This is a genomic window from Paludisphaera borealis, from assembly GCF_001956985.1.
In the GTDB taxonomy this organism is placed as follows: domain Bacteria; phylum Planctomycetota; class Planctomycetia; order Isosphaerales; family Isosphaeraceae; genus Paludisphaera; species Paludisphaera borealis.
This window is the reverse complement of sequence record NZ_CP019083.1, coordinates 64,630-90,155: the sequence shown is the minus strand read 5'-3', so window position 1 is coordinate 90,155 and position 25,526 is coordinate 64,630. Positions and strand designations below refer to the sequence as shown.

Annotated in this window: 24 protein-coding genes; 7 read left to right on the top strand and 17 right to left on the bottom strand. The window is 66.8% G+C overall.

The window, feature by feature from the left end:
- The first annotated feature begins 11 nt into the window (after nucleotides 1–11).
- Genes BSF38_RS29380 through BSF38_RS29370 form a run of 3 tightly spaced genes read left to right on the top strand, consistent with a single transcriptional unit; the run spans nucleotide 12 to nucleotide 2,979 of the window.
- On the top strand, nucleotides 12–725 hold the full coding sequence (locus BSF38_RS29380) for a methyltransferase domain-containing protein (protein WP_076351748.1): 714 nt from the start codon (nucleotides 12–14) through the stop codon (nucleotides 723–725).
- Nucleotides 722–1,900: an NAD(P)/FAD-dependent oxidoreductase gene (locus tag BSF38_RS29375; RefSeq protein WP_076351746.1), complete on the top strand. Its 1,179-nt coding sequence runs from the start codon at nucleotides 722–724 to the stop codon at nucleotides 1,898–1,900. The genes BSF38_RS29380 and BSF38_RS29375 overlap by 4 nt, the downstream gene beginning before the upstream one ends.
- The gene (locus tag BSF38_RS29370; RefSeq protein WP_076351744.1) at nucleotides 1,897–2,979 is read left to right on the top strand and encodes a type III polyketide synthase; all 1,083 of its coding nucleotides are present in this window, start codon (nucleotides 1,897–1,899) and stop codon (nucleotides 2,977–2,979) included. Before BSF38_RS29375 ends, BSF38_RS29370 begins: the two co-directional genes overlap by 4 nt.
- Here BSF38_RS29370 and BSF38_RS29365 read toward each other — a convergent pair.
- The 3 genes from BSF38_RS29365 to BSF38_RS31585 are packed head-to-tail and all read right to left on the bottom strand — an operon-like array spanning nucleotide 2,951 to nucleotide 6,850.
- Nucleotides 2,951–5,545 (bottom strand): protein kinase domain-containing protein, encoded by a 2,595-nt coding sequence (locus BSF38_RS29365; protein WP_076351742.1) that lies wholly within the window; start codon nucleotides 5,543–5,545, stop codon nucleotides 2,951–2,953. The genes BSF38_RS29370 and BSF38_RS29365 overlap by 29 nt on opposite strands.
- Nucleotides 5,546–5,552: 7 nt before the next feature.
- A complete protein-coding gene (locus BSF38_RS29360) occupies nucleotides 5,553–6,155 on the bottom strand; it encodes an RNA polymerase sigma factor (RefSeq protein ID WP_076351740.1) in 603 nt (200 codons plus the stop codon).
- The gene (locus tag BSF38_RS31585) at nucleotides 6,152–6,850 is read right to left on the bottom strand and encodes a hypothetical protein (RefSeq protein ID WP_076351738.1); all 699 of its coding nucleotides are present in this window, start codon (nucleotides 6,848–6,850) and stop codon (nucleotides 6,152–6,154) included. Before BSF38_RS31585 ends, BSF38_RS29360 begins: the two co-directional genes overlap by 4 nt.
- Nucleotides 6,851–8,166: 1,316 nt before the next feature.
- On the opposite strand from BSF38_RS31585, the gene BSF38_RS29350 reads away from it, so the two are divergent.
- From BSF38_RS29350 to BSF38_RS29335, 4 genes are all read left to right on the top strand, one after another.
- Nucleotides 8,167–9,837 (top strand): hypothetical protein, encoded by a 1,671-nt coding sequence (locus BSF38_RS29350; protein ID WP_076351736.1) that lies wholly within the window; start codon nucleotides 8,167–8,169, stop codon nucleotides 9,835–9,837.
- 186 nt (nucleotides 9,838–10,023) lie between these two features.
- Nucleotides 10,024–10,254 carry a hypothetical protein gene (locus BSF38_RS29345; RefSeq protein ID WP_145952410.1) on the top strand — a complete coding sequence of 77 codons (231 nt, stop codon included), beginning with the start codon at nucleotides 10,024–10,026 and terminating at the stop codon, nucleotides 10,252–10,254.
- 44 nt (nucleotides 10,255–10,298) lie between these two features.
- Nucleotides 10,299–10,529, top strand: a complete 231-nt coding sequence (locus BSF38_RS29340) for a hypothetical protein (protein WP_076351798.1) — start codon at nucleotides 10,299–10,301, stop codon at nucleotides 10,527–10,529.
- A gap of 87 nt (nucleotides 10,530–10,616) precedes the next feature.
- Nucleotides 10,617–11,159 carry a hypothetical protein gene (locus tag BSF38_RS29335; protein ID WP_145952409.1) on the top strand — a complete coding sequence of 181 codons (543 nt, stop codon included), beginning with the start codon at nucleotides 10,617–10,619 and terminating at the stop codon, nucleotides 11,157–11,159.
- Between the two features lie 136 nt (nucleotides 11,160–11,295).
- On the opposite strand, the gene BSF38_RS29330 is transcribed toward BSF38_RS29335, so the two are convergent.
- From BSF38_RS29330 to BSF38_RS29265, 14 genes are all read right to left on the bottom strand, one after another.
- Nucleotides 11,296–11,547 (bottom strand): AbrB/MazE/SpoVT family DNA-binding domain-containing protein, encoded by a 252-nt coding sequence (locus BSF38_RS29330; RefSeq protein WP_076351730.1) that lies wholly within the window; start codon nucleotides 11,545–11,547, stop codon nucleotides 11,296–11,298.
- A gap of 101 nt (nucleotides 11,548–11,648) precedes the next feature.
- The gene (locus BSF38_RS29325) at nucleotides 11,649–12,635 is read right to left on the bottom strand and encodes a hypothetical protein (protein ID WP_145952408.1); all 987 of its coding nucleotides are present in this window, start codon (nucleotides 12,633–12,635) and stop codon (nucleotides 11,649–11,651) included.
- A gap of 70 nt (nucleotides 12,636–12,705) precedes the next feature.
- Nucleotides 12,706–13,005, bottom strand: a complete 300-nt coding sequence (locus BSF38_RS29320) for a cytochrome C oxidase subunit IV family protein (protein WP_076351726.1) — start codon at nucleotides 13,003–13,005, stop codon at nucleotides 12,706–12,708.
- A gap of 26 nt (nucleotides 13,006–13,031) precedes the next feature.
- On the bottom strand, nucleotides 13,032–13,748 hold the full coding sequence (locus BSF38_RS29315; protein ID WP_076351724.1) for a cytochrome c oxidase subunit 3 family protein: 717 nt from the start codon (nucleotides 13,746–13,748) through the stop codon (nucleotides 13,032–13,034).
- Nucleotides 13,717–15,372 carry a cytochrome c oxidase subunit I gene (gene ctaD, locus BSF38_RS29310; protein WP_076351722.1) on the bottom strand — a complete coding sequence of 552 codons (1,656 nt, stop codon included), beginning with the start codon at nucleotides 15,370–15,372 and terminating at the stop codon, nucleotides 13,717–13,719. The genes BSF38_RS29315 and ctaD overlap by 32 nt, the downstream gene beginning before the upstream one ends.
- A complete protein-coding gene (coxB, locus tag BSF38_RS29305; protein WP_076351720.1) occupies nucleotides 15,369–16,319 on the bottom strand; it encodes a cytochrome c oxidase subunit II in 951 nt (316 codons plus the stop codon). Before coxB ends, ctaD begins: the two co-directional genes overlap by 4 nt.
- Before the next feature lie 21 nt (nucleotides 16,320–16,340).
- Complete coding sequence (locus tag BSF38_RS29300; protein ID WP_076351718.1) at nucleotides 16,341–17,216, bottom strand: SCO family protein; 876 nt, start codon at nucleotides 17,214–17,216, stop codon at nucleotides 16,341–16,343.
- Nucleotides 17,213–17,728 (bottom strand): hypothetical protein, encoded by a 516-nt coding sequence (locus BSF38_RS29295; protein WP_076351716.1) that lies wholly within the window; start codon nucleotides 17,726–17,728, stop codon nucleotides 17,213–17,215. The genes BSF38_RS29300 and BSF38_RS29295 overlap by 4 nt, the downstream gene beginning before the upstream one ends.
- On the bottom strand, nucleotides 17,725–18,963 hold the full coding sequence (locus BSF38_RS29290) for a hypothetical protein (protein WP_076351714.1): 1,239 nt from the start codon (nucleotides 18,961–18,963) through the stop codon (nucleotides 17,725–17,727). Before BSF38_RS29290 ends, BSF38_RS29295 begins: the two co-directional genes overlap by 4 nt.
- Nucleotides 18,960–19,592, bottom strand: a complete 633-nt coding sequence (locus tag BSF38_RS29285) for a c-type cytochrome (RefSeq protein WP_076351712.1) — start codon at nucleotides 19,590–19,592, stop codon at nucleotides 18,960–18,962. The genes BSF38_RS29290 and BSF38_RS29285 overlap by 4 nt, the downstream gene beginning before the upstream one ends.
- Nucleotides 19,593–19,620: 28 nt before the next feature.
- A complete protein-coding gene (locus BSF38_RS29280) occupies nucleotides 19,621–20,175 on the bottom strand; it encodes a DUF3341 domain-containing protein (RefSeq protein ID WP_076351710.1) in 555 nt (184 codons plus the stop codon).
- Nucleotides 20,172–21,602, bottom strand: a complete 1,431-nt coding sequence (gene nrfD, locus BSF38_RS29275) for an NrfD/PsrC family molybdoenzyme membrane anchor subunit (RefSeq protein ID WP_076351708.1) — start codon at nucleotides 21,600–21,602, stop codon at nucleotides 20,172–20,174. Before nrfD ends, BSF38_RS29280 begins: the two co-directional genes overlap by 4 nt.
- Nucleotides 21,595–24,690 carry a TAT-variant-translocated molybdopterin oxidoreductase gene (locus BSF38_RS29270; RefSeq protein ID WP_083714046.1) on the bottom strand — a complete coding sequence of 1,032 codons (3,096 nt, stop codon included), beginning with the start codon at nucleotides 24,688–24,690 and terminating at the stop codon, nucleotides 21,595–21,597. Before BSF38_RS29270 ends, nrfD begins: the two co-directional genes overlap by 8 nt.
- Entirely contained in the window at nucleotides 24,687–25,346 is a 660-nt protein-coding gene (locus tag BSF38_RS29265) for a cytochrome c3 family protein (RefSeq protein WP_076351706.1), read from the bottom strand. Before BSF38_RS29265 ends, BSF38_RS29270 begins: the two co-directional genes overlap by 4 nt.
- Between the last annotated feature and the right edge of the window lie 180 nt (nucleotides 25,347–25,526).

The following is a 25,526-nucleotide window of genomic DNA, read 5'->3' as shown; positions in this document are numbered from 1 at the left end:
TGACGAGATCCATGTTTTCAATCGCGACCCGCCGCCGCCGGCCGGAGCTGATGGACCAGCCGGGGCTCGACGACCGCGAGCACGCGCGCGCCTTGAGCGGGCTGGGACGAATCAACGTCGTGAGCCGCACGGCCGCCGCGCTCTGGCCGTCGCTGGCGAAGCTCGCCCGCGAGCAACCTCAGGGCGCCGGCCCGCTCCGCGTGCTGGATGTCGCGACCGGAGGGGGCGACACGGCCGTCGCCCTGGCGAGGCGCGCCGAGCGGTCGGGACTGGCGATCGAGATCGACGGTTGCGACCTCAGCGCCCAGGCCGTGGCCATCGCCCGCGACCGGGCGGCGGCCCAGGGGTCGCGGGTGCGGTTTTTCGCGCTCGACGCCCTCGCCGCTCCGATCCCCGAAGGATACGACGTCCTCGTTTGCTCGCTGTTTCTGCACCACCTTGACGAGGACGACGCCGTCTTGCTGTTGCGCCGGATGGCCGCTGCGGCGAACCGGTTGGTGCTCGTGGACGACCTGGCGCGGAGCCGCATGGGGTGTTGGCTCGCCTGGATCGCCTGTTACACGCTGTCGCGTTCGCGAGTGGTCCGGTACGACGGACCGGTCTCGGCGGCGGCGGCGTTCACGCCGGCCGAGGCGCTCGACCTGGCGCGCCGGGCCGGTCTGGAAGGGGTGACGATCCGCCGCCACTGGCCGCAGCGGTTCCTCCTCTCCTGGAGCCGGCCATGACGCTTCCGGATGCCGCCTGGGAGTCGGTCGCGGAACGGACGTGGGACGTGGTCGTCATCGGCGCTGGGCCGGCGGGGTCAGTCGCCGCGCGGCAGCTCGCCCTGCGGGGCGCCCGGGTGTTGCTCGTCGACAAGAAGCCGTTCCCGCGTCCCAAGGTCTGTGGCGCGTGCCTCAACGGCGCGGGGCTTCAAGTGCTCGAATCGATCGGGCTGGGGACGCTGCCGGCCCGGCTCGGCGGCGTTCCGCTCGACGGTCTTCGGCTTGGGATCGCCGGCCGGCTTCAGGAGATTCCCCTGCCGGGCGGCATGGCCGTCTCGCGCTCCCGGTTCGACGAGGCGCTTGTCGGTGCGGCTGTCGATGCGGGGGCGAGCTTCCTTCCCGACGCCCGAGCCTCGATCGTCGAGGCGACGGCCGACGCGCGACACGTTCGCTTGGCCCGTCGCAACCGCGTCACGTCGGCCTCGGCCCGCGTGGTCGTGGCGGCCTCGGGATTGGGAGGGATCGGGCCGGCCGAGGGCCTGGCGTTGCGGACGCGCGTCGAGCGGCGGTCGCGCGTGGGGTCGGGTTGCGTCGTCGTCGATTTCCCCGCGTTCTATCGGACGCGGACGATCTTCATGGCGGTGGGGAAGGGGGGATACGTAGGCCTGGTCCGCGTCGAGGACGGCAGCCTGAACGCAGCGGCGGCGTTCGAACGGCGATTCCTCCGCACCAGCGGCGGCCCGGCCGTCGCGGCGGTCCGGGTGCTGTCGGAGTCGGGCTTCCCGGCCGTCCCCGCGCTCGGCGAGGCGGAATGGCGGGGGACGGTCGCCCTGACGCGCGAAACCCGTCCGGTCGCGGGCGAGCGTGTGTTCTTGATCGGCGACGCGACCGGCTATGTCGAGCCGTTCACCGGCGAGGGCATGGCCTGGGCGCTCATGTCGGCCCAGGCGGTCGAAAGCCTGGCGGCGCGGGCGATCGAGGGCTGGGACCCGGCGCTTGCGAGGTCGTGGTCGATCACCCACGATCGACTTCTGACCGGTCGGCGGCGGACCTGCCGCGCCGCGGCCCTCTTGCTTCGAAGTCCTCGGCTGGCCTCGCTGGCCTTCGCGGCGGCCTCGCGACTCCCCGGGTTGACCCGGCGTATCATCGAACACGTCAACGACGCACCGGCCCTCAACCTACGAGTCGAATCATGAGCACGAACACGCGGATTGCCGGAATCGGGACCGCCCTGCCGCCGCACCGGATCTTGCAGAGCGAGGCGGCGACGATCGCCAAGCAGTTTTCGTGCGAGACTCCGGCGCAGGAGCGGCTGTTCGGGACGCTCTACCGTCGCGCGGGGGTCGAGGGGCGGAACTCGATCGTCTTGCGGACGTCTGAAGGTCCTCTCGAAGGCCGCCAGGAGTTCTACGGGGGCGACGCCCCGACGACGCGCGACCGGATGAAGCGGTACGAGGAGTCGGCCGGCGCGCTGGCCGTGGCCGCGAGCCGGACCGCTCTGGACGAGGCGGGCACGGGCCCGGAGCGGGTAACGCACCTGGTGACCGTGTCGTGCAGCGGCTTCTACGCGCCGGGATTCGACGTCGCGCTCATTAAGCGGCTGGAGCTTTCTCGCAGCGTGGCGCGGACGCACGTCGGCTTCATGGGCTGCCAGGGAGCGCTCAACGGCCTGCGCGCGGCCCGGGCCTTCGTCGAGGCCGATCCCCGGTCCGTCGTCCTGCTCTGCGCGGTCGAACTTTGCAGCCTGCACCTCCAGTACGGCTGGGACGCCGATGCGATCGTCGCCAACGCTCTCTTCGCCGACGGCGCCGGCGCGCTGGTGGTGGAAAGCGGCGCGGCCGACTCGACCGCTTGCTATCGGGTCGTCGCTTCGGCCTCGACGCTGATCGACGATTCGGAAGACGCCATGTCGTGGCGGGTCGGCGACCACGGTTTCACGATGACGCTCTCGTCACGCGTTCCCGACATCATCAACGGGCATTTGCGGCCCTGGCTGGAGAGCTGGCTGCGGCTTCACGGCCTCGGGCTCGACGACGTCGGGTCGTGGGCCGTGCATCCGGGAGGGCCGCGGATCTTGTCGGCGTTCGAGGAGGCGACCGGCCTAGACCGCGCCGCGCTGGAGGTCTCGCACCGGGTCCTGGCCGATTACGGCAACATGTCGTCGCCGACGATTCTGTTCATCCTGGATCGGCTCCGCCGCGAAGGGGGGGCGAAGCCGGTGGTGGCGCTCGCTTTTGGTCCCGGTCTCAGCGTGGAGGCCGCGCTGCTCGATTGAGGCCGTCGCGAAGCGCGCGCGCCTCGTTGTAGCCGTGCGCCAGAGCCTCGTCGGCGCTGGCGATCGCCTCGGCTCGATCGCCCCGCGCCAGGTGGGCGAGGGCGAGGTTGTAGTGGATGCGGCCCAGGGCGGCGGTGTCGGCCGTGGCGGCCAGCGCGCGGTCGAAATCCGCGATCGCCTCGTCGTAGCGGTGTGATTCGTAAGAGAGAATTCCGCGATTCAAGGCCGCGTCGGTCAGCTTGGCGTCGAGGTCGAGCGCGCGGCTGTAGTCGCGGAACGCCTGGGTCGGACGGCCCAGGGCCGACTCGGCGAGCGCGCGGTTGTAGTAGCATTCGGCCGTCGTGGGGGCGAGCGCGATGCAGCAGCGGAATGCGGCGACCGCCTCGTTGAACCGTTCCAGCCGGTAGGCGCAAAGCCCTTCGTAGAAGTTGGGCCAGAAGTCCTCCGGTTGAAGCTCGACGGCGCGCTGGAATTCGACCGCGGCTTGCTGGAACGCACCGGAGCGGAGCAAGGACCGCCCGAGGTCGCAATGCTCGCGGGCCGAGTGCGGGGACGGGTCGGGCGGCCCGGGGGATTCCGGCTGTCGCAGGGCGCGGGCGAGGTCTCGCCGCTGCTGGTTGAGGGCGAGGCTGGGGCCGCAGAGGGGCTCGGCCTCGTCGAGGATCTCCAGGGCCTGCCGCCGCGCCTCGTCGGCGTGGTCCGGCGCGGCGAGCCGCACCCGCGCGTCGGTCCAGGTCAGGACGAGGTCGAGGAGATCGGCTCGGACGTCGCGCTCGACCTCGGGGGCGAGCGGCGTCGACGACCGACCGAGCAGGAAGTCGCGGCCTTCCCATGCGGCCTGAACGTCGCGGACGAGTCGTTGGGCCTCGGCCTTGACCGGCGATGTGATGTAGTGGCGGAATCGTATGATGTCGGCGAGCCGGTGCAGCTCGTCGGCCTTCCGGCCTCGAAGTGCGCGCTGCCTCTCGGCGGACAGATCGCCGCGCAGGCGGTCGGCTCCGGGGGTCGTCGCGGCTCGCTGCAAACCGCGATCGAGCACGCGGGCGGCATCGGTGAAGCGGCGCTGGGATTGGAGCTGGACGCCGTCTTTCAGGTCGGCCTCGATATCGGCCAGTCGTTGATAGTAGTAGGCCCGGCCGATCAAGAGCGCGATTGCGACGGCGGCGACGGCGAAGGCCCACGCCGCGTTGCGGGAGAGGCCCCGGGGCTGCCGCCGTCGCCACTTGCTCCAGCGCTCGGCCAGGCTGCGATTGGGTACGCCGCGAAGCGGCAGATCGTTGGCGTGGCGGCGGAGGTCGTCGGCGACCGAAGCGGCGTCGCGATAGCGATCGCTCGGCCGTGGCTCCAGGCATTTCTGGATCACGTCTTCGAGCCCGACGCTGACGACCGACCGGCTTCGATTCCAGGGCTTTCCGCCCGCCGCTCGTTTCGCCGCGGCTGAGCCGCCGAGGGCGTCGCACAACAGCAGGCCCAGGGCGTAGAGATCGGCGCGATGATCGACGGTCGCGGGCGCGGGACGGCCGGCGGTCACGGCTGCGAGGGCCAGCCGTTGCTCCGGGGCCATCCAGTCGGGCGTGCCGCCGAGTCGGTCGGAGACCCGTTCGCCGGCCTCCACCCGCTTGCGAGCCAGGTGGAAATCCAGGAGCAGCGGCTGGCCGTCGGCGGCGATCAACACGTTCGACGGCTTCACGTCCATGTGGATCAGGCCGTGGGCGTGCGCCTCGTGCAGCGCGTCGGCCAGGCAAGCCGCGACCCAGCACACCGCCTGCACGTACGAAGCCTGTTCCAGGTAGCGGCGATAGGGGCTGTCGGAGATCGGCGTCGGCGGGCGCTCCTTCTGAATGCGCTGGACGGCGTCCAGGAAGTGACGCCCCCGGCGATTCTCGGGCGCGGGGGTGGTCTCAGCCAGGACCTCCAGGATTCGAGCCAGGCTCGCTCCCCCAAGATAAGGCATGCAGAGGGCGCGGAGGCCGCGTTCTGGAAACTCCTGTTCCGAGAACAGGGGGATGATGTGCGTGTGTTGCAGCCGGGCCAGGGAGAGGTGTTCGTCCTGGTCGTCGGAGAGGACCTTGAGGACGACCAGCCGATTGGCGAGGCTTGGTTCGGTCGCCAGGAACGTCTTGCCCGACGCACCCCTCCCCAGCTCGGCCAGTAGGTGGAACGAGCCGAGGTTCTCGCCGACCTCGGGGAGAATCGCGGGCCGACCCAGCGGACGGAGGATGCGGTCGCAGCTCAGCAAGACTTCTAGTTCGTCGCGGAACTGGGGGTACTGATTTACGACCTCGATCGTGGCGACGTCCTCGCCCGCGTCGCGCCGCAGGCAGATCTCCTCGTAGATGAGTCGCACGGCCGATTCAGCATCGAGTTCGGGGTGTTCGGCCAGGATCGCGGCGGCCGAGATCGGTTCGCCCCGCGCCCAGGCCGCGGCCATGACGTGAACCTGCTTCGAGACCCATCCCCGCGGTGCGTCGGATTCACGGTCCGGGCCGTCGTCGGGATCCAAGGAGAACGAGAGCGGCAGCGAGGGGGGCGGCCTCTTGGACTCGGAGGAAAGGGGAGGCGGCATCGCTGACTCACCCCTCTCGGCTGGAATCGTCGCGCGAGGGGCTCGCGGTTCTCCGGGGGATGGCGAGACGGCGCGCGAGATCGTAGAGGATGCGTCGCACGCTTCCCTCGTGGAAGCCGGTCCGGGCGGCGATCTCGTTCAGCCGCAGTCCTTGCCGCTTCAGCGTCAGGATCTCGCGATGAGCGGGGGGGCAGTTCTCGAGAATCCGATTCCAGAGTTCGTGCGCCTGGGCGACCTCGCTCGGGCGGGGTTGGCCGGTGTGGAGCAGGTCGTTGGGCGAGACGTCGTCGAGCGGCCGTTCTTGCGCGAGGGCGCGATGGTGCTCGCGGCGGCGGTCGATCAGCCGGTTGCGCGCGACCTTGACCAGGAACGCCTGGAGGTGCGAACGGTCGGCGAACTGCCAGCCGGCGTCGCGAAATCGGTGGAGGACGTCGGCCCAGACGGACTGGACGATGTCCATCGAATCGAGCTTGGATCGCAGCGGGCCGTTCAACTGGCGGCGGACGGCCATCCGGAGGTACGGCTCGTAGGCGAGAAACGCACGTTCCGCGGCCACGACGTCGCCGTCGTTGAGTTGCTGGATCAGTTCGTCGAGTTGGTCGGCGCTCATATCCACCTGGCGGACCAGCTTCCGGGAAGTTCGGGGAAGCCGAGAAGTTCTTCACTCTCGTGGGCGTCCCATACGCGCGTCGGCTGGTTGCGCCGTCGCCGTGGACTCAGCCGACGGCGGGCCGTTTCGACGACCGCCCCCGCGCTGATCAGGGCCGCCGACACCACGAGGACGCGAATCGGATCGGGTTCGATCAAGCTTCCGACGTTCAACTCGTGAAGCTGGTCGAGGAACTGGTCGACGGCCTCTTCCAGAGAGCGTTGGTCGTGGGGCAGAACGCTGGCGATCAAGCCGGCGGCGTGAGGCGGAAGGGCCTCGGCCGGCTCGCCGGCGTTCGCGACGGCCTGGATCGCCGCGCCGGATTCGTCGAGGGTCGCTTCGCCCGCGACGGGAGCCGGATCCAAGGAGACTCGGCCCGGCAAGACGCTGTAATCGAGCGAGAGGGCGCGGCTCGCCGCCTGCTCGTCGACGACCAGGCTCAGGCCCAGCGGGTTCTGGCGGCCGAACTCGGGGCTCGGTTGCAACGCCGGCGAAGTCGCCCTGGCGGGGAAATCCGTCGTCGCCACGGGGCTTGACGCGGGCGTGGCGGCCTCCGGATTCGAGACGACTCCCCGAAGCGCCTGATCCTGGGCGAGCTGAAGTCCCAGCATGCTTCCCGGCAGAAAGGGCGAGCGGAAGAAATCGCGTCCACGCATGGGGGGAGGAGGGTCGTCGGGGCCCCTCCGCCCGAACGGGTCGCCGTACGAGACCGAGAGGCCTCCCCCACCTCCCGTGAACATTGCCATCATCGGACCGCCGGGACCGCCGGTGCCTGGATCGGCGGAAATGGAAGCGTCTGGGCTCCCCAGAGGCCCCGTGGGCACCGGACCGGCCGAAGTGATCAGCATGGGACCCATCGGGGCCGGGTCGTCGACGGTCAGGGTGGAGCCCCCGAAGCCGTGGTGGAAGTCCCCCCCCCAGCCTCCCCAGCCGCCTTGGCCTTCTTGGCCTCCTTGGCTGCCGTGGCCGCTCCCGAATCCTGCTGGATTCCAGGAAGGAAACCCTTGGCTGGTCCTGTTGGGAACCGTGAGCCCCCAACCCAAGCCGGACGAGGAAGTTGCGAAAGCGCCGGACGCGGAAGCCGTGAAGAAGCCGGACGAGGGGGGGGCGAAAGCGCCACGGCTAACGATCACTACGATGGGGGCTGCCAGGGACGGGGGCGCGAGGGTCCCCGGAATGACGCTGCTCAAGAGATGGCGATTCTCGAGAACGTCAAGATTCGGTCGGCGGCTCGTGGATCCGGAACGTCGACGCATGGATCACTGCGCCCTCTGGGATAGGGTGTCGCATCCATCCATGAATCCTTCGAGGCGGATGCGAGCCTTGCGCAAAGAATGTATCCCATACGATTCAATCAAGCCAGTCGAATTCCTAACTCCGCCGGGGGACTCGGTCTTGACTCGATCCGCCCGCAGCTCCCGGATGGCGTCGCGCGAATCACCTCAACTTTAGCACATATTGAGGCGAGGCGGGTTTGCCGCGCAGTTACGAAATCGGCGCGCGCTTCGGCGGGGCGTTTCCGCTGGTGATGGTGATCGACGAGGCGCCGCGTCGGGGGCTTTTCTCGCCCCGTTAAGCACCCGGCGCGGCATCTTCCCTCCACGGCCTCGTTGGTGTCAGCCCCGGCGGCTTGGCGACAAGTGAAAGCCCGCTCCCGGGTTTCCCGAAGAGGATTGCGGCGAACGGGGCCTCGCGTCGGTCGTTCGAGTCCGGACCTCGTTCCGCCGCAATCCTCTCTTCGTCTCAATTCCATCGGGCGCGAAACGGCGAGCGGAAGGACGTCGGCTCGCTGCGCGCCTTGGACGGCCCTTGTTTCGTCGAGGGGATTCCATCACCGGATCGGCGCGCGCTTCTGGGAGGCCGCTCCGCTTGGTCTGGTGAATCCGTTCTTGCCACACATCTTCATGAATCATCCCCGGCGCTTCGCCGTTCATGCCAATTTACGATCGCAATCTCAGGAGGAGAGGAAACGATGAGTCCCAAGATCAACGGATTGATGGTGGATGCCGTGCGTCGGGTGTTCAACAGAGCGGCGCGGGCCGTGAATTCGAGCGACGCCGTCAAGCGGCCGACCCGCCAGGGCGCCCCGTCGTGCGAGTCGCTCGAAGGCCGGGTGGTGCTCTCGAACTGGGGGGGCGCCGATCTACTGGGGGGCCTCTCGCAGATCGGGGTGGTGACGACCGTTCTGGATGCGGGAGGGCCGCGCGGCGGTCAGACGCAATCCGCGTCGGGGGCGAGCCAGACGTCGCAGACCGACACGGATTGGCAGACGCTTCAGACCAAGATCCAGGGGTTGGCCGCGAAATCCGCGGTCACGGTCGCCGATCTATCCGCTCTGACTTCCGACTCACAAGCGATCGCGACCGCCGGCGGCGGGCTCAAGACCGAGAGCCTGCAAACGGTCCTCGGCTCGCTCGCCACGGCTGTCGCCGGCGGCGCTGACACGACCCAGGCTCAGGCCGACTTCAACGCCCTGTTCAGCGGGTCGAAGGTCGATCAGGCGACCATCGACAAGACGTTCACCGACCTCGTCCAGACGATCAAGGATTCCAAGATCACGACGACCGACCTCACCGATTTCGCGGCGGCCCAGGCGGCGCTTCCCAACAAGTTGGGGGGACCGATGAACGTCACCGGATTCCCCGGCGCGCCCGGCGGGTTCAACGGCGCCGGGCCCGGTGGAAACGCCCTGACGGCCAGCCTCGCCAACGCGGGGGTCACGGCGCTTCCCACCACCACCGCGACCGCAATCCCTTCCTCCACCTCCACCGCACCCGCCGGCGGAACCCAATCCAGCCAGCTTCAGACCGATCTCGACAAACTCCGAACCGATCAGCAGGCCGTGACGGCCAAGTCGGCCGTGACCTCCGACGACCTCGATCAGCTCAAGACCGACTCTCAGAACATCACGACCGCTGGCCTCAATTTCGATCCCAAGACCCTCCAGACGGCGATCAACAATCTGGTCACCGCCGTGGCCGGCGGTGCCGACACGACCCAGGCGCAGACTGGTTTCAACGCACTCTTCGCCGGGTCGAGCGTCTCGCAGACGGTGATTGACAAGACGTTCACCGACCTCGTCCAGACGATCAAGGATTCCAAGATCACCGCCGACGATGCGACCTTGATCGCCGCTGATCAAACCGCGGTCCAGGCCGACTTCGCCGCGCTTCCGCAGGGCGGCGCGGTTGGCTCCGTCGGTCAGGGCGGCTTCGGCGGCGGTTTCGGAGGCCGGGACGGCGGCTTCGGCGGCGGCATGGTCAGTCGAATCGACCGGGGCGGCATGGGCAGCCATGTCACCGCTTCCGTGCATGGCTCGGCGACGAGCAGCAATCCCGGCGTGCCGGCCGTCGCTGTTTCGGGGACCACTACCGCCACGCCGGCCACCACCAGCGATACCAAAGCCCCGCGCGTCAGCAGCGATCCCGGGACGCCGACCAGCACCGATCCCACCGCCCCGATCAGCGCCAACGACTCCGTCGTCGGCGGTCGGGGTCGAGGCGGCGCGCGAGCCCACTTCGTCAGGAGTCTCGGAGGCCGATTTGGCCGTAACACAGCCGGAGGCTCGGAGGGAGGAGCCCATGATTTCGCATCGGGCATGAATAACGAGGGCCGGATGACGAACCGGCCGAGGAGGCGTTGAGAGGGCGAGAGCCCCGCTCGCCGAAATTCAGGTGACCCCAGACGCCCTCCGAAGTCCTCGCTTCGGGGGGCGTCTTCGTTTTCCGGCGGTGGCGACTTGCGGCATCGCGTTTGCTCATCAGTTCTTCCGAGGAGCCGGACCCACGGCTCGAAGAAGTCACCGGGGAACGAAAGTGGAAGGTCGATCATGAGTACGCACTTGCTGACACAGCGCGGTCGCCTGTGGCTGGACGGCGCGTCGCGGACGGTGAAGAAGGCGTTCGCGGGTCTGTTCACGAAGGCCGGGCGACGTCGACGACACGACGAGCAGGCTTACCGGAGAGCCGAAGATTCCAAGGACGCAGTCCAGCGGAATTCCGAGGATTCGTTCCCGGCCAGCGATCCGCCGGCCTGGACCAGCGGCGTGAAGCGCGGTTGATCTCGAGTCTCGAGAATCGTCTCTTGCCGAAGAGGAGAGTCGTCATGGCGACGTGCGAAGTCTGCGGCAACAGCTATGAAAAGGCGTTTACGGTTACGATGGAAGGGCGCGATCACACGTTCGATTGCTTCGAATGCGCGATCCACGCGCTGGCCCCCGCGTGCAGCCACTGCGGCTGTCGGGTGATCGGCCACGGGGTCGGCGAGGCGGGCCACGTCTTCTGCTGCGCGGCTTGCGCCGAGCACGAGGCGGCCGGAGCGGCCCACAGGCACTGATCCGAAGTCCGGCACGGTTCTTGCGTTTCGGAATTTCCGACGCGACGCGTGACACGGACATCCGAATCTGGATTGGGAGACGCGACGATGATGGAGACGACGACGCCTTTCGGGCGGGCGATGACGCTGGCGGCGGTCAGCGGCTTGAGGGCGACCATGGGACCGGCCTTCCTGGAGACCTCGCGGCGCGGCCCGAACGCTGGGAACTGGATCCTGGGAGCGTTGGGGGAGATGGCCCTCGCCAAGGTGGGCGTCTTGCCGCGCGGCTATCGTCCCGTCATGTTGATCCCTCACACGCTGGCCGGCGCCTGGGTGGCCCGCGAGAGCATGAGGAAGGACGGAGCGGACGATGACCCGTCGGTCCCCATCGCGGGCGCGATCGTCGCCGCTGGAGTGGCCAGCGTGGCGCCAATCGCCCGGATCGCGCTGACTCGCGGCCTCGGCGTCTCCGGAACCCTGCTCGGGCTCGCCGAAGATTACCTGGCACTCAAGCTGGGTGGCGACGCCACCGGGATGACGTTCGGCCAGATCGGCGAAGCCGCGCGCGACGCCATCGAGGACCTCCGCGATCAGGTTGCGCCGAACCTCGAAATCCCCGCGATCCCCAGCCCCAGTCACAGTCACGTCTAATCGCTGAAGCCCAACGCTCGCGCGATCGAACAGAACAACGGCCCGATCCTGCTTCGCCGAACCGGCGAGGTGGGGGCGGGTCGCTTGTTCTACAGTATTGGGCAATGCGTATCATTGGCTTCGAGGAATACCAAGCTCATTCAGCGAGCTTCTTGAAAACGCTCGCGTGACGCTTCATGACCTCTCCGGCCGCCTCGCGCACCCGGGCTTTGTGAGCGGCTTTCGCGTCGGCTTCCGTTCCGTTTACAGGGGTGAGCAACAGCCCCTTGCCGTCGGGGGCGAGGGCGATGTCGACGGCCGATCCCACGTCCAGATTGAGGATCTGCAAAATCGGGCGGTCGATGATGAGACCGCAACTATTCCCGATCTGCCTCAGGTTCCTGATCATTTCTTCCTCCCCTGTGACGCCTTCCCGGCGTGACCACCGGGGTTGCAACGCCAACCTACGATATTCTACGCGCGGAGCGGAGGAGGAGGAGGATTTTTCCGCTACGGACTCAACCATCCGGAGTCGTCGAGGGCCTCGCTGCGCGCCTTGGCAGCGGCGTCGGCGGCCTCGCGGTCGCGGCGCGACTTGCGGCGGTCCAGGCGGTGGCCTTCGAACAGAAAGATCATCAAGCAGGCGAACGTCCAAACGATCATGATCGGGTTAGGGTGGGCCAGGCGAGGCCGTAGGCGCTCGACTGTCACAAGACCTAAGAGTGCCGACGACAACGTGACGGCCGTGACGACAAGGAGGTGGTAGAGGTCTGGGTCAGCCGATTTCGACAGTTTTTGCGTCACGGTCCCCTTGGCGGGCGTCATCATCCTGAACAAGAGCCAGAGAGCGACGATAGGCACGGGGGCGACGAGCAGGGGACGAAAATCGCCCTTGATAATGTAAGTGTTCACGGCCACCGCGAGCAGGTAGAACACCAGCACGGGGGTGAAGAACCGGTCCCATCGCTTGCGGTCCACGAGGATTTCATCAGCGCTGGGCTTGGTGCGGTTCGATCGTTCGCGGCGGGCGTCAGCCTTGTAGGCGAAGAGGTTCCAGTTGGTCTGGATCTCGGGAGGGAGTGCGAATCGCAGGTGGGCGACGATCCGCTCGACGTCGTCGTCCTCATAGTTCGAGAAGGGAATCGCCAGCCGCGTCGAGGCGTCGCGGAGCACGACGCTGCCCGGCAGGGGCAAGCGCCACCGCGCCTCGATTACCCGCGCGAGGTCGATCTCCTTGCGCCGGGTCACGCCCTTGTGGGCGATTTGATTTCCTTGGATCGTCAGCCGTTCGTGCCGGTAGGCCGCCAAAATCCAGAGCGAAAGGGTCGTCATCGCGAGCGGGACGCCCGCCAGGAAAGCGCCGGCCGCGAGCCGGTTGGAGATGTTCGGGGCCGTCATGGCGACCCAGGCGGCGAAGACCGCCCAGGCCGAGGACCCCAATCCGCACCACAAGCCCGTCGTACGGTTCGACCGCCGGTGGCGAAACGTGGCGTTCATCTCGGGACGGCCTCCGAGCCGGGCCGCGTGGAGGTCGCGGCGCTTCGTCGGCTCGTCCCGAGTTTATCCGTCACTTGCCGGGGATGTCGAGCCAACCGCGCGAGAAGTAGTCGGCGATCAGGAAGGCGAGCAGCAGGCCCAGCCAGAGGAACGAGGCCACCGACACGACCCAGGTGAGCCGGCTGCTGTAATAGACGTGCATGAAGAACAGCACGATCAGCACGGCCTTGATCACGGCGATCGTCATCGCGACCGGCAGGTGGGCCCCACCCAGCGGCAGGAACGACGCCCCCACAGTCGCGACGAGGAGCACCATCAGAGCGAGGTAGATGAGGACGTAGGTACGTACCGAGATAATATGATGCGTCATGGTCTTGATCTTTGCGTCTATCGTGGTCAGTCGATCAGGTAGAGCAACGGGTAGAGGAACACCCAGACGACGTCGACGAAGTGCCAGTAGAGGCCGGTCACCTCGATTTGGGTGGTTCCATGGCCGGAGAACCAACCTATCCTCATGAGATTCGCCATGATCAAGACGATCACGATGCCGACGATCATGTGAAACGCGTGGACGCCCGTCAGGAAGAAGTAGAGCACGAACATCATCTGGAAGCGACCCTTGAGGAGGCCCAATTCCTCCGGCGTCGAACTCACTTCCTTCATTTCCGTGAGGTCTTCCGAGGGGATCTGGAAGTGCGCTCCGGGCAGCAGGTGATGGTGGATCTCGATCGAGTACTCGACGGCCTTGATCCCCAGGAACCCCACACCCAGGACCGCCGTGGCGACCAGGAACCAGACGACCCGCTTCTTGTTACCGAGCTGCGATTCGCGGACGGCCATGGCCATCGTGAGACTACTGCTCAAGAGCACTAGGGTGTTGACGAAGCCCAGCACCCTGTTCATGTGGCGGCTCGCCAGGTGGAACGCCTCGGGCGAGAGCGCCCGATACACGGTGTACGCCGCGATCAGGCCGCTGAAGAACATGACCTCGGTGGCGAGGAAGAACCACATGCCCAGGTTCGATGCATTATGCTGCTGCTCGAGGTCGTCGAAATGCGACAGAAGCAGCGGCTGGCTCTCGTCAAGCGTTGTGGACGCGCTGGTCGTGTGCATATTCCCGTTCCGCCTCCTCGGGCGAGTACATGTAGGGTTCGCAGGTCACCACGACCGGCTCATGGAAGTTGTGGACCGACGGCGGAGATTCAACCTGCCATTCGAGGCCCGTCGCGCCCCACGGATTGGGCCCCGCGTTCGCTGGCTTGCGGAGCGAGAGCAGCAAGTAGAACAGTGGCAAAACGTAGCCGACTGCCAGGATCGAGGCGCCCGCCGTCGACATGACGTTGAGCACCTGGAATTCGGGGCGGTACTCGTAGTAGCGCCGGGGCATGCCGAGGTAGCCCAAGAGGAACTGGGGGAAGAACGTGAGGTTGAACCCCACGAACACCAGCAGGGCCGACAGCTTGCCCCAGATCTCGGGATACATCCGGCCGCTGATCTTGGGCCACCAGAAGTGGATGCCCCCCAGGTAGGCCATGACCGTGCCGCCGACCATGATGTAATGGAAGTGGGCCACGACGAAGTAGGTGTCATGGACGTGTACGTCGATCGCCAGCGAGGCGAGCATCAGTCCCGTCAGGCCGCCGATCGTGAACAGGCCGATGAAGCCCAGGGCGTAGAGCATCGGAGTGTCGAACCGGAGCGAGCCCTTGTACAGGGTCGCCGTCCAGTTGAACACCTTGATGGCCGACGGGATGGCGACCAGGAAGCTGAGGATCGAGAAGATCGTGCCGGCGTACATCGACTGGCCGGAGACGAACATGTGGTGGCCCCAGACCAGGAAGCCGAAGACCGCGATCGCGACGCTGGCGAAGGCGATGAACTTGTAGCCGAAGATCGGCCGCCGCGCGAAGCACGGGATGATCTCGCTGACCACGGCGAAGCCCGGCAACACCATGATGTAGACCGCCGGGTGCGAGTAGAACCAGAACAGGTGCTGGAAGAGGATCGGATCCCCCCCGATGGCCGGGTCGAAGATTCCGACGCCGAACAGCCTCTCAAGGGCTATCAGGATGACCGAAATCGCCAGCACGGGCGTCCCCAGCACCATGATGAGGCTCGTCGCGTAGTGCGACCAGACGAACAGGGGGAGCCGGAACCAGGTCATCCCCGGCGCCCGCATCGTGTGCACCGTGACGATGAAGTTGAGTCCGGTGAGGATCGACGAGAAACCGGTGATGAACACCGCCACCGCCGCCGTCACCACCATGGTGTTCGAGTACATCGTGCTGAACGGCGTGTAGAACGTCCACCCGGTGTCGACGCCGCCGAAGATCATGATCCAGATCCCCATCACGCCGCCGACCATGTAGACGTACCAGCTCAGCAGGTTGATCTTGGGGAACGCCAGGTCGCGCGCCCCGATCATCAGCGGCAGCAGGAAGTTCCCCAGCACCGATGGGATCGCCGGCACCAGGAAGAAGAAGATCATGATCACGCCGTGCATCGTGAACAGCCGGTTGTAGGCGTCCGGCGTCGCCAGCACGTCCCCCTGCGGGGTCATCAACTCCAGCCGCATCAGCGTGGCCGCGGCCCCGCCGACGAAGAAGAACACCGTGACCGAGATCATGTACAGGATCCCGACCCGCTTGTGGTCCGTCGTCAGCAGCCACGACTTGAGCGTGTGCTCTTGTAAGTAGTCCTCGGGCGGATCTTCGACAACAACAGCCGGGGCGCTCATTGACTCGTCTCCCGAGTGGCGATGGATTTGATGTACGCGATGATCTTGAGCAGGTCCGGCTCGCTGATCTGGTCTTTGTACGACGGCATGAGCGGTTCGTATCCGGCGACGACCTCCGACTTGGGCATCAGGATCGAGTCGCGGATGTAACGGTCGTCGGCCGTGACGAAGCCCACGTCCTTGCCCTTCTGGATCGGCACCGGCTTGCCATAGACCCCTTCCAGGCGGGGGGCGTTGACCGTCTGACTGCCCCGGTGGCAGCCCGCGCAGTGGTGCTGGACGAACAGTTGCTCGCCCTCCTCGGCCTGCGACGGCCCGACCCCCTTGGCCGACAGCCATTGTTCGTAGTCGGCCGGCTCCATCACGTGGACCTTGCCGATCATGATCGAGTGGTTCGTGCCGCAGTACTCGGCGCAGAACAGGTCGTAGACCCCCACCTTGGTGGGCCGGAACCAAAGCGACGTGTAGCGGCCGGGGAGCACGTCCTGCTTGATCCGGAACGCCGGGATGAAGAAGCTGTGGATGACGTCTTGCGAGGTCATGTTCAGCTTCACCGCCTGGCCCAGGGGAACGTGCAGCTCATTGGTCTCGGCGCGGCCCTGGGGATGCTGCAAATACCACATCCACTGCTTGCCGACGACCGAGATCTCGGCGGCGTCGGGCGGCGCCTCGTACAGCTCGAAGAAGAGCCGCGTCGACCAGACGAACATCACGATCGAGATCAGCAAGGGGACGATGATCCAGACCGTCTCCATCGCCTTGCCGTGCGTCGGCGGGTGCGACCGGTCGACCCGGGCGCCGCGGCGGAACCGCAGGCTGAAAACGAGGATCAAGACGCAGATCAGGATCGTGAAGAACAGAAGGATCCCGACCTCGAAAAGCATCAGCGCGTCCACCTTCTGGGCGTTGGACGATGCCTGCTCCGGGAACAGAGGGAAATCCCACATGAATGAACACCTTGTTTCAGATCAGAGCCCGGGGCCGGGAACAGCCGTCGTCGCCGCGCCCTCGGGGCGGGGCTCGTCCCCCAACCGTCCGAGGCGCTCGCGCCGGAACATCATGAAGAGATAGACGCCCAGCGACAGAGCCGTGAGAGTCCCGAAGACGCGGAGCAGGCGGACGATCGAGAGCGTGTACTTGCCGGTCGCCGCATCGTAGTCGTAGCAGAGCAGGAGCAGCTTCGCGATTCGCGAGCCGATGCGCCCGGAGGCCGCCCGTCGGATCGCCCCGTCCAGCTCCTTCGAGGGATACTCGATGCCGTAGAAATACTGCGCGGCCTGGCCGCCGGGGGTCAGGACCACGACGCCCGCGGCATGAGCGAAAAGCTGTTTCTGAGGGTCGTAGACGTACTTGAAGCCGACCGCCTGGCACAGCGCGTCGATCGCCTCCTTGCGGCCGGTCAGGAAATGCCAACCGGCCTCGCTGCCGGGCCGATCGTAGCGTTCCAGGTAGCCCGCCTTCTTCCGCCCGGCGACCTCGGGCGTATCTCCCGGGTCGATGCTGACGGCCACGACGTCGAAGTCGACCCCCGCTCCGAGCGGCAGGGGCTTGAGGCTTCGCGTCAGTCCCGTCAAAACCTGGTTGCAGAGCAGCGGGCAGCGGTGGAAGACGAGGGCCAGGACCACCGGACGCCGGCCGAAGTACGAGCCCAAGGGGGCTTCGACTCCGGCCTCGTCGCGGAAGACGAGGTCCAGGGGGACCTGCTCGCCGAGCCGCTGATCGAAGCCCACCTGCGACGCCGCGGTGGCGAACTGCTGGCTCTCCGCCCGCGACGTCGAAGCGACGGCCGTGAAGACGACGACCAGCACGACGGCGCGGAAGAAGACGATCGGCGGCTTCGTCATGGCTTCGCCCCCGCGTCGGGTTCGGCTTTGGCCTTGGCGTCGGCGGGCTTGGCCTCGGGTTCAGCCGCGGCGGTCTTCGACGAGCCCGGCCGGGGGTGGAACATATCGACCTTGCCGCGCCGGGGCAGTCCCGACTTCGCCAGGATGGCGATGGCGCGGTCGATCGGAATGTGGGCCGAGCCGGCCTTCGCGTCGATCCAGCCGTACGAATTGAGCCGGCCCAGATCACGCTCGGTGATCTCGATCCGTTCCCGGCCCGGATCGGCCTGGAGCCGAGGTCCGGCGATCGGCGCGTCGACGATCAGCCGTGACGGCGTCCGCGCCTTCTCGGCCTTCTCCTCGACCGCGAACTGGTCCATCATGATCTTGAGTCCGACGAACGCCGCCACGCACATAAGGATGAGCGCGATCGTGAAGACGACGACCCCCTTGAGGTCGAGGTCGGTCGTCTCGTGGAAGGTCTCAAGATCGGCGGGGGATTTGAATACGCCCTGGGGCTGCATGTCGCTCATACGAGGACCTCACCGGAATGCTCGAGGGCGGCCATGATCCTCGGGTCGTGGAGCGGAATCAGCGGGGCCGACCGCAGCCGCCAGACGAACGCGGCGATCCAGACGCCGCCGACGCCCACCATCGACGTCAAGATCCAGGGGATGCTCCCCCACGGGAACCGCGCGACGCCGATCTCGGACGACGCGGGCAGCACCAGCCAGCCGAGCTCGACTACCCGCATCACCAGAATCCACAAGGCGATCGGCAGCACCCACTCCGCCTTGCGCTTGGTCTCGCGGTTCAAGAGCGCGAGGAACGGCGCGAAGAACTGGAAGACGATGAGGGCCAGCGAGACGGCGCCCCACACTCCCCGCGTCCGGCGGAGGTACCAGGAGACTTCTTCCCCGATGTTGCCCAGCCAGATGATCAGGAACTGCGACACCGTCATGTAAGCCCAGAGCATCGTGAACGCCAGCAGCAGGTTGCCGACGTCGTTGAGCCGATCGGGGGTCACGGCCCGCCGCATCGGCTCGAAGGCCGACAGCCGCAGCGCGATCACGGTCATCAGGGCCAGGGTCGACAGCAGCTCGCCGACGATGAACATGGCGCCGTAGATCGACGAATACCAATCCGGGTCGAGCGACATCCCCCAGTCGAACGCCGCGAACGTCGCCGACAGGAACATCAGCACGATGGCCGGGCCGCTGACCACGTAGAGCCGGCGGCTGGGCGCGTCGTCCGTTCGGCCGTCCTGGGCTCGCGACCAGAAGTTGAGCACCAAGGCCGCCACGATCCAGATCGCGAAGTAGGCGAGCGTGCGGATCGTGAAGAACGACGGCGTCAGGAACTTGATGACCTCCACCTTGTGCCGGATCGCCTCGTTGTGGGCGATGGCCTCGGGGTTGGTCCAGATGTAGATGGAACGAAGCCCCAGCAGGATCGGCGCGAAGAAGACCGCCATCAAGACGATCAGGAACGCCCCGGCCTCGAACGGCCGCCGCAACGGGAGGGCCCACGAGCCGCCCACCAGGTGGTGCAGGAAGGTCAGCCCGATCGAGCCCAGGGAGATCCCCGTCCAGAAGAGGACCGCGACGAGGTACGCCGGGAGGACCGTGGACGGCCAAATCAGCCCGCCGACGAGGCTCAGCCCCAGGCCGATCGCGCCGGCCGTGAGGGCGCGCTTCTGAACGGCGTCGAATTGCGCTTGCAGATCGGCGCCGGCGGTCGCGGACGCGAGGTCGGTGTCGAAGCTCATTTCGAGGCCTCCTGAAGCTGGCCCTGGTCTTCGGGAGGCAGATCCGAAACCTTGGCGTTCTGGCTGAGCTGAAGCGCCCGGATGTAGGAGGCGACGGCCCATCGATCCTGAGGGGCGATTCGCGCCGCGAACGAATACATGGCGCCGTGGCCCTCGCTGATCACCTGGAAGAAGTGGCCCAGGGGGGCCTCCCTGAGCCGATCGTCGTGGTAGCTCGGCGGCGGCGTGAAGCCGCGCTGAACGATGATCCCCTTGCCGTCGCCGACCTCGCCGTGGCAAGGCGCGCAGTAAATGCGGTAGCGTCCCTGGCCGCGCTCGAGCACCGCCTGATCGACCGGGAAGGGGGCCGACCGCGAGGGGAGGCCGTCCTTCAAGCCGGTGAGCAGCAGGTTGCGGTCCGGGACGTCGGGCAGGTTGCGCGGGTCGGTCCGAGGGACCGTGCCGGCGACCAGCGGTCGAGACGAGGCGCCGTCTTCAAAAAACGTGCTGGCCTCGAACGGCTCGTAGCGGGGCTGGTCGTACATGTCCTGGCAGCCCGAGAAGGCGGCCAGGACTACGCCGGCGGCAAGCCAGCGCGACCAGCGGTCCGACGCGAACCAGGCGCGAGCGGCGAGTGTGTTTGAGCGCATCGTGAGCGTGTCTGATTCGAGGAACGAACTAGTAGGGTACAACGGAAATCACTCTCGGGCCGCAGGTCTCAAGGAACCCGAGCGTCTCCTTGGGGTCGAACAACGGGTCGCGAGACTGGATGCAGAGGAAGAAGCGGTCGTCGGAGGCCAGCACGAACTCCGGCACGTTGAAGACCGGATGGTAGAGCCGCGGCAGTCCGTTGTAATAGAGCATGCCGAAGACCGCCGCGAACGCCCCTCCCAGAATCGTCGTCTCGAACGTGATCGGGATGAACGCCGGCCAACTGTACAACGGCTTGCCCGCGATGTTGTGCGGGTAGTAGTACATCGCCGACCAGCACTGCAGCAGGAACCCCGAGAGCCCTCCCAGGACGGCCCCCGCGAAGACGGTCAGAGGGACCTTGTTGCGATAGTAACCGAGCGCCAGGTCGAGCCCTTCCACGGGGAAGGGGGTGTAGGCTTCCATCAGCCGGAAGCCGCGGTCGTAGGCGCTCTGGGTCACCTCGATCAGCCGCTTGGGGCTGTCGAACTCGGCCATCAGGCCGTAAACGTCGTGGTTGTCGGAGCTTCGTTCGCCGCTCATCGCGTCTCTCCGTGCATCTCGACGGCCGAAGGTCCGTGTCCATGCCCGGCGTGGTCGTGCTTCTCATGCACGAGCTCGCGCATCTCCGCGATCGCGATCACCGGCAGGAACCGGAGGAACAGGAACAGGAGGAACAGGAACAGGCCGAGCGTTCCGAGATAAGTCGCCACGTCCCACCGGGTGGGGCTGTACATCGCCCAGGACGACGGCAGGAAGTCCTGGCTCAGGCTGGTGACGACGATCACGTACCGCTCCAGCCACATGCCGACGTTCACGATCAGCGAGATCACCCAGAGCGTCATCGCGTTCCGGCGGATCGCCGGGAACCAGAGGAACTGGGGAATCCCCACGTTGCAGCAGAGCATGAACCAGTACGCGAAGGCGTAGGGGCCGAACGGCCTTCCCTTCCCGAGCAGGGTGAATTCTTCGTACGGGTTGCCGCTGTACCAGGCGATGAAGGCCTCGATCCCGTAGCCGTAGCCGACGATCATGCCGGTCGCCAGGATGACTTTCGCCATGTTGTCTAGGTGGCGGTCGGTGATGAAATCCTTCAGGTCGAAGACGGCCCGGAGCGGCACGCAGAGCGTCACCACCATCGCGAACCCGGAGAAGATGGCGCCCGCCACGAAGTAGGGGGGGAAGATCGTCGTGTGCCATCCCGGGATCACCGAGGCCGCGAAGTCGAGGGCCACGACCGTGTGCACCGAGACCACCAGCGGCGTCGCCAGGCCGGCCAGCAGGATGTAAGCGCTCTTGTATCGGGCCCAGTGCCGGGCCGAGCCCCGCCAGCCCAGCGCGAGCGACCCGTAGAGGATCTGCGCATAGCGGTTCTTGGAGCGGTCGCGGAGCGTCGCAAGGTCGGGGATCAGCCCCACGTACCAGAACAAGGCCGAGACCGTCGCGTAGGTGGACACCGCGAAGACGTCCCACACCAGCGGACTGCGCCACTGCGGCAGCAGGGCCATCGTGTTGGGGTAGGGCATCAACCAGTAGAACTTCCAGGGACGGCCCATGTGCAAGAGCGGGAACATGCCCGCGCAGGCCACGGCGAACAGCGTCATCGCCTCGGCGAACCGGTTGATCGAGGTCCGCCACTCCTGCTTCAAAAGCAGCAGGATGGCCGAAATCAGCGTTCCGGCGTGGCCGATGCCGACCCACCAGACGAAGTTGATGATCGCCCATCCCCACATCACCGGGGCGTTGATGCCCCAGATGCCCGTCCCCATGTAGAGGAGATAAGACACCGCGATGAAGAAGACGATGAGAAGCGACGAGCCGACGCCCATGCCGACGGCCCATCGCCAGTTGTAGGGGCGCGTCAGAACGAGCGAGCTGATCTTGGCCGTGACCGTCCCGTACGTGTGCCCAGGCGCCAGGACCGGAGGAAGGGCGTCTCGCCGGCCGATCTCGTGATCCAGTTTAGCCATGTCGGGGTTCCACGGGGTTCTCGGCTTTCTTCTCGGCGGCGTCCGCCGGGCTGGGGTTGCTCAGCCTGGTCAGGTACGTGGTGCGGGGCAGGGTGCCGAGCTCGGCCAGCAAAGCGTAGTGGCGGGGCGACTTGCGGGCCTTCGCCACGGAGCTCTCGGGATCTTTCATGTTGCCGAAGACGATGGCGCGCGTCGGGCAGGCGCCCTGACAGGCGGTCACCACCTCGTCGCCGCCGATCTTGCGGTCTTCGATCTGGGCGTTGATCCGCGCCTCGTTGATCCGCTGCACGCAGTAGGTGCACTTTTCCATGACGCCCCGCATCCGGACCGTCACGTCGGGGTTGTTCAGCAGCTTGAGGCTCGGCGTCGTCTTGTCGCTGTACTGGAGGAAGTTGAAGCGGCGGACCTTGTAGGGGCAGTTGTTGCCGCAATACCGCGTGCCGACGCAGCGGTTGTAGGTCATCTCGTTAAGGCCCTCGTCGCTGTGCGTCGTCGCCTCGACCGGGCAGACCAGCTCGCAGGGGGCCTTCTCGCAGTGCATACACGGAACCGGCTGGAAGTAGGTCGACGGGTTGGCCGAGTCTTCGCCCTCGTAGTACCGGTCCACGCGAATCCAGTGCATCTCGCGCGAGTTGAGGACCTGGTCCCTGCCCACGATCGGGATGTTGTTCTCGGCCTGGCAGGCGATGGTGCAGGCGCCGCAGCCGATGCAGCGGTTGAGGTCGATCGCCATCGCCCAGGCGTAGTCCTCGCTTTGCGGGACCGGCGGGTCGGGGTAGAGGCTCAGGCCGTGGTGGGCCGCGTGCTTCGCCTCGTCATGGCCGTGTTCGAGCTTCTCATGGAACGCGTCGACGGTCGACGCGCGGACGATGTCGCGACCGGCCATGTCGTGGTGGTGCTGGGTGATCGCCAGCGTATGCGTCCGCATCGTGGGCGTGAGCTTCAGACCGTCGCTGAACCAGAGGGCGTCGGAGCGCCTCAGCAGGTAGGCGTTGAAGCCGATCCCGGTCCCCACGCGGCCGGCCTTCGCGCGGCCGTAGCCGAGGTGGACCGTCACCGAATCGTCGGCCTGCCCCGGAGTGATCCAGACGGGCGCCTCGACGAGCGTGCTGCGGAATTCGAGGCTGACGATCTGGTTGTTCACCAGCCCCAGCCGCTTGGCGAGGGCGGGGCTGACCAGGGCCGCGTTCTCCCAGGTCAACGTGGTCATCGGCTTGGGCAGCTCTTGGAGCCAGCCGTTGTTGGCGTATCGGCCGTCCCAGATCGTCGGGTCGGGACGGAAGACGATCTCAAGGCCGTCGACCGCTCCGGCGGCGAACTTCACCTGGTCGAGCTTCGCCGCGGCGGCGGGCTTCGGCTTGGCGACCGCGTCGGCCGGCTCGGCGACGACGCCGTCTTGCAGCGCCTTCCGCCAGGTTTCCTCGAACGTCGCGGCCGGCAGTCGGCCCTTCCAGTACGACCGGACGATCTCGAGGCCGGGCAGGTCGCCCTGTCCCAGCAGCGCGGCCAGCACGTCGTTCGAGGTCTTGCCCTTGTACAGAGGCGCGATCAGCGGCTGCTGGATCGTCACGGCGCCGTTGAAGGCGCGAACGTCGCCCCAGGATTCGAGGAAGTGGGCCTCGGGCAGGTGCCAGTTGCAGAGGGCGGCCGTCTCGTCGTCGTAAAGCCCGAGATGGACCCGAACGTTGAGCTTGGGGCTTTTGAGCGCCTCGGCGAACTTCAGGTCGGCCGGCGTCTCGTAAACGGGGTTGGCCCCCAGGATCACGAGCGTGTCGACCGCGCCCTTCTCGATGTCGCGGACCAGCTCGACGAGCGAGCCGATCTGGTCGGTCGGCCCCTGCTGGGTCGGCGGAAAGAAGTTCACCGTCTCGCCGACGTTGCCGAGGGCGGCGTTGATCGCGAAGACCAGCGCGTGAACCTCGGCCGGCTGCGAGTCGCCGGCGACGACCAGGCTCTTGCCGCGTCGCCCTCCAAGATCGGCGGCCAGGGCCGCCAGCCAGGAGGCCTGGCTTTCCAGCCGCTTGGGATCGGCGGCCGGCGCGCCTTCGACCTTCAGCGCCTGGGCGATCGCCAGGGCCGCGTGGGCGACGTCGCGCGCCGACAGCGGGAGGCGATGATCGGCCATGGCACCGGTGAGCGTCGGCGTGGATTCGATCGCGTACAGCCGGTTCATCGTCTGGGCTGAGGCCTTCTCGACGACCTCGCCCTGGGCGCGACGATCCGCGAAGGCGCGGGCGTAGGGCAGCCGGCCGGGGCCCGAGCCCAGGAAGTCGGCGTCGAGCGAGACGACGACGTCGGCCTTGGCGAAGTTGTAGACGGGCTCGAGCGGCTCGCCGAAGGCCAGCTTGGCGCCCTGGCGGACGGTGTCGCGAGTCACCGCCTCATAGCTGTGCCATCGGGCCTCGGGCAGCTCCTTGAGCAGCCGTTGGATCTGATCGGCCAGGGTGGGGGACGAGACCGAACGGGTCAAGATCCGCAGGCCCTTGCCTTTGCCCTCGCGCTGCTTCTCGCGAAGGTCGATGGCGAAGCCCAGGAAGTGTTCCCAGGTGTCGACGCGGCCGTCGTGGATGACGATCTGCGAGCGGTCGGGGTCGTAGAGCGAGAGGATTTCGGCCTGCGAGAAGACGTCGGTCGCCCCCTGGCTGGCCGGGTGCGTGGGGTTGCCTTCGATCTTGATCGGCCGACCCATCTGGCTCTCGACCAGCAGGCCCACGCCGTCGCCCCCCAGCGCGGACGCCGTGGCGAAGTACATGGCCTTGCCCGGCACGATCGACTCGGGCTGCTCGACGTAGGGCACGATCGTTTCGACCGGCTGCACGGAGCAGCCGGCGACGCCCGCGAGGGCGAACGAGGCACCCATGAGCTTCATGAACCGACGGCGGCTGGCGTCGTCGAGTCCCTCGATCGCGCCCCTCACGCCGGCGACCGCTTGCGCGACCTCCTCGGTGAAGGTCCCGTCGTCGGCCAGCTCGGAGAGGCTCCGCCAGTAGCGGGGCCCCTGGGCTTCGGGCTCGGAGACGGCTTGAGCGCCGCGCATCAGCTCGGAGAGGGTCAAAGGCTTGTCGACGTCGTCTGGTGATTTATTCATCGATGACAAATCGAGCAGTTCGTCAACTGGCCGACCTCCACATGATTCTTCTGAAGGAGCTCGCGACCCAGCGCGAGCCCGCTGTCCGCGGGGGGCTCCCAATCCATCGCGAAGACGTCGTCCTTGGGACGCAGTCGAGGCTCGGGATTGCGGTGGCACTCGAGGCACCATTCCATGGTCAAGGGCTTCTCTCTCCAGGCCAGCGGCATCTTGTCGATGCGGCCGTGGCACTCGACGCAGCCGACCCCCTTCTGAACGTGGATTCCGTGATGGAAATACACGAAGTCGGGCAGGTCGTGGATTCGAGCCCAGGCCAGGGGCTCTTGGTTCTTCATGCTGGCCCGGACGGGCTCGAGCAACGGGCTGTCAGACCAGATCTGCGAATGACACGTCATGCACGTGTGAGTCGCGGGCATGCCGGCCGACGCGGCGGTTTCCACGGACGTATGGCAGAAGCGGCAGTCGATCCCCAGACCATTGACGTGGTGCTCGTGCGAGAACTGCACCGGCTGTTCGCGGACCACGCGAACCTGCGTCTGGTAGGGGGAGCGAACCAAGAGGTAGACCAGCCCCAGCAGAGCCGCCGGCCCGACCACAAGGCTGAACAAGACCACGCGCGAGAGCGTGTTGGCACTCGGGTGGAAGACCTGGGGCATCGCTTGTTTCGTCCTCTGATGGCTAGGGGAATCGACTTGAGAGACAAGACTATATCACGAATTTATGGGGCGCACCATTCGTCCCGACGGCGACGACGCCCTTCCGCCGGTCGAAACCGCGACGGAAATGCACCCTCGCAAAAGGGACCGGAGCACGGCTCAACGCAACAGCCGGACTCC

Coding starts and splice junctions, on each gene's coding strand:
- BSF38_RS29380 (WP_076351748.1), top strand. CDS start 12: ATGTTTTCAATCGCGACCCGCCGCCGCCGGCCGGAGCTGATGGACCAG.
- BSF38_RS29375 (WP_076351746.1), top strand. CDS start 722: ATGACGCTTCCGGATGCCGCCTGGGAGTCGGTCGCGGAACGGACGTGG.
- BSF38_RS29370 (WP_076351744.1), top strand. CDS start 1,897: ATGAGCACGAACACGCGGATTGCCGGAATCGGGACCGCCCTGCCGCCG.
- BSF38_RS29365 (WP_076351742.1), bottom strand. CDS start 5,545: ATGCCGCCTCCCCTTTCCTCCGAGTCCAAGAGGCCGCCCCCCTCGCTG.
- BSF38_RS29360 (WP_076351740.1), bottom strand. CDS start 6,155: ATGAGCGCCGACCAACTCGACGAACTGATCCAGCAACTCAACGACGGC.
- BSF38_RS31585 (WP_076351738.1), bottom strand. CDS start 6,850: ATGCGTGGACGCGATTTCTTCCGCTCGCCCTTTCTGCCGGGAAGCATG.
- BSF38_RS29350 (WP_076351736.1), top strand. CDS start 8,167: ATGAGTCCCAAGATCAACGGATTGATGGTGGATGCCGTGCGTCGGGTG.
- BSF38_RS29345 (WP_145952410.1), top strand. CDS start 10,024: ATGAGTACGCACTTGCTGACACAGCGCGGTCGCCTGTGGCTGGACGGC.
- BSF38_RS29340 (WP_076351798.1), top strand. CDS start 10,299: ATGGCGACGTGCGAAGTCTGCGGCAACAGCTATGAAAAGGCGTTTACG.
- BSF38_RS29335 (WP_145952409.1), top strand. CDS start 10,617: ATGATGGAGACGACGACGCCTTTCGGGCGGGCGATGACGCTGGCGGCG.
- BSF38_RS29330 (WP_076351730.1), bottom strand. CDS start 11,547: ATGATCAGGAACCTGAGGCAGATCGGGAATAGTTGCGGTCTCATCATC.
- BSF38_RS29325 (WP_145952408.1), bottom strand. CDS start 12,635: ATGAACGCCACGTTTCGCCACCGGCGGTCGAACCGTACGACGGGCTTG.
- BSF38_RS29320 (WP_076351726.1), bottom strand. CDS start 13,005: ATGACGCATCATATTATCTCGGTACGTACCTACGTCCTCATCTACCTC.
- BSF38_RS29315 (WP_076351724.1), bottom strand. CDS start 13,748: ATGCACACGACCAGCGCGTCCACAACGCTTGACGAGAGCCAGCCGCTG.
- ctaD (WP_076351722.1), bottom strand. CDS start 15,372: ATGAGCGCCCCGGCTGTTGTTGTCGAAGATCCGCCCGAGGACTACTTA.
- coxB (WP_076351720.1), bottom strand. CDS start 16,319: ATGTGGGATTTCCCTCTGTTCCCGGAGCAGGCATCGTCCAACGCCCAG.
- BSF38_RS29300 (WP_076351718.1), bottom strand. CDS start 17,216: ATGACGAAGCCGCCGATCGTCTTCTTCCGCGCCGTCGTGCTGGTCGTC.
- BSF38_RS29295 (WP_076351716.1), bottom strand. CDS start 17,728: ATGAGCGACATGCAGCCCCAGGGCGTATTCAAATCCCCCGCCGATCTT.
- BSF38_RS29290 (WP_076351714.1), bottom strand. CDS start 18,963: ATGAGCTTCGACACCGACCTCGCGTCCGCGACCGCCGGCGCCGATCTG.
- BSF38_RS29285 (WP_076351712.1), bottom strand. CDS start 19,592: ATGCGCTCAAACACACTCGCCGCTCGCGCCTGGTTCGCGTCGGACCGC.
- BSF38_RS29280 (WP_076351710.1), bottom strand. CDS start 20,175: ATGAGCGGCGAACGAAGCTCCGACAACCACGACGTTTACGGCCTGATG.
- nrfD (WP_076351708.1), bottom strand. CDS start 21,602: ATGGCTAAACTGGATCACGAGATCGGCCGGCGAGACGCCCTTCCTCCG.
- BSF38_RS29270 (WP_083714046.1), bottom strand. CDS start 24,690: ATGAATAAATCACCAGACGACGTCGACAAGCCTTTGACCCTCTCCGAG.
- BSF38_RS29265 (WP_076351706.1), bottom strand. CDS start 25,346: ATGCCCCAGGTCTTCCACCCGAGTGCCAACACGCTCTCGCGCGTGGTC.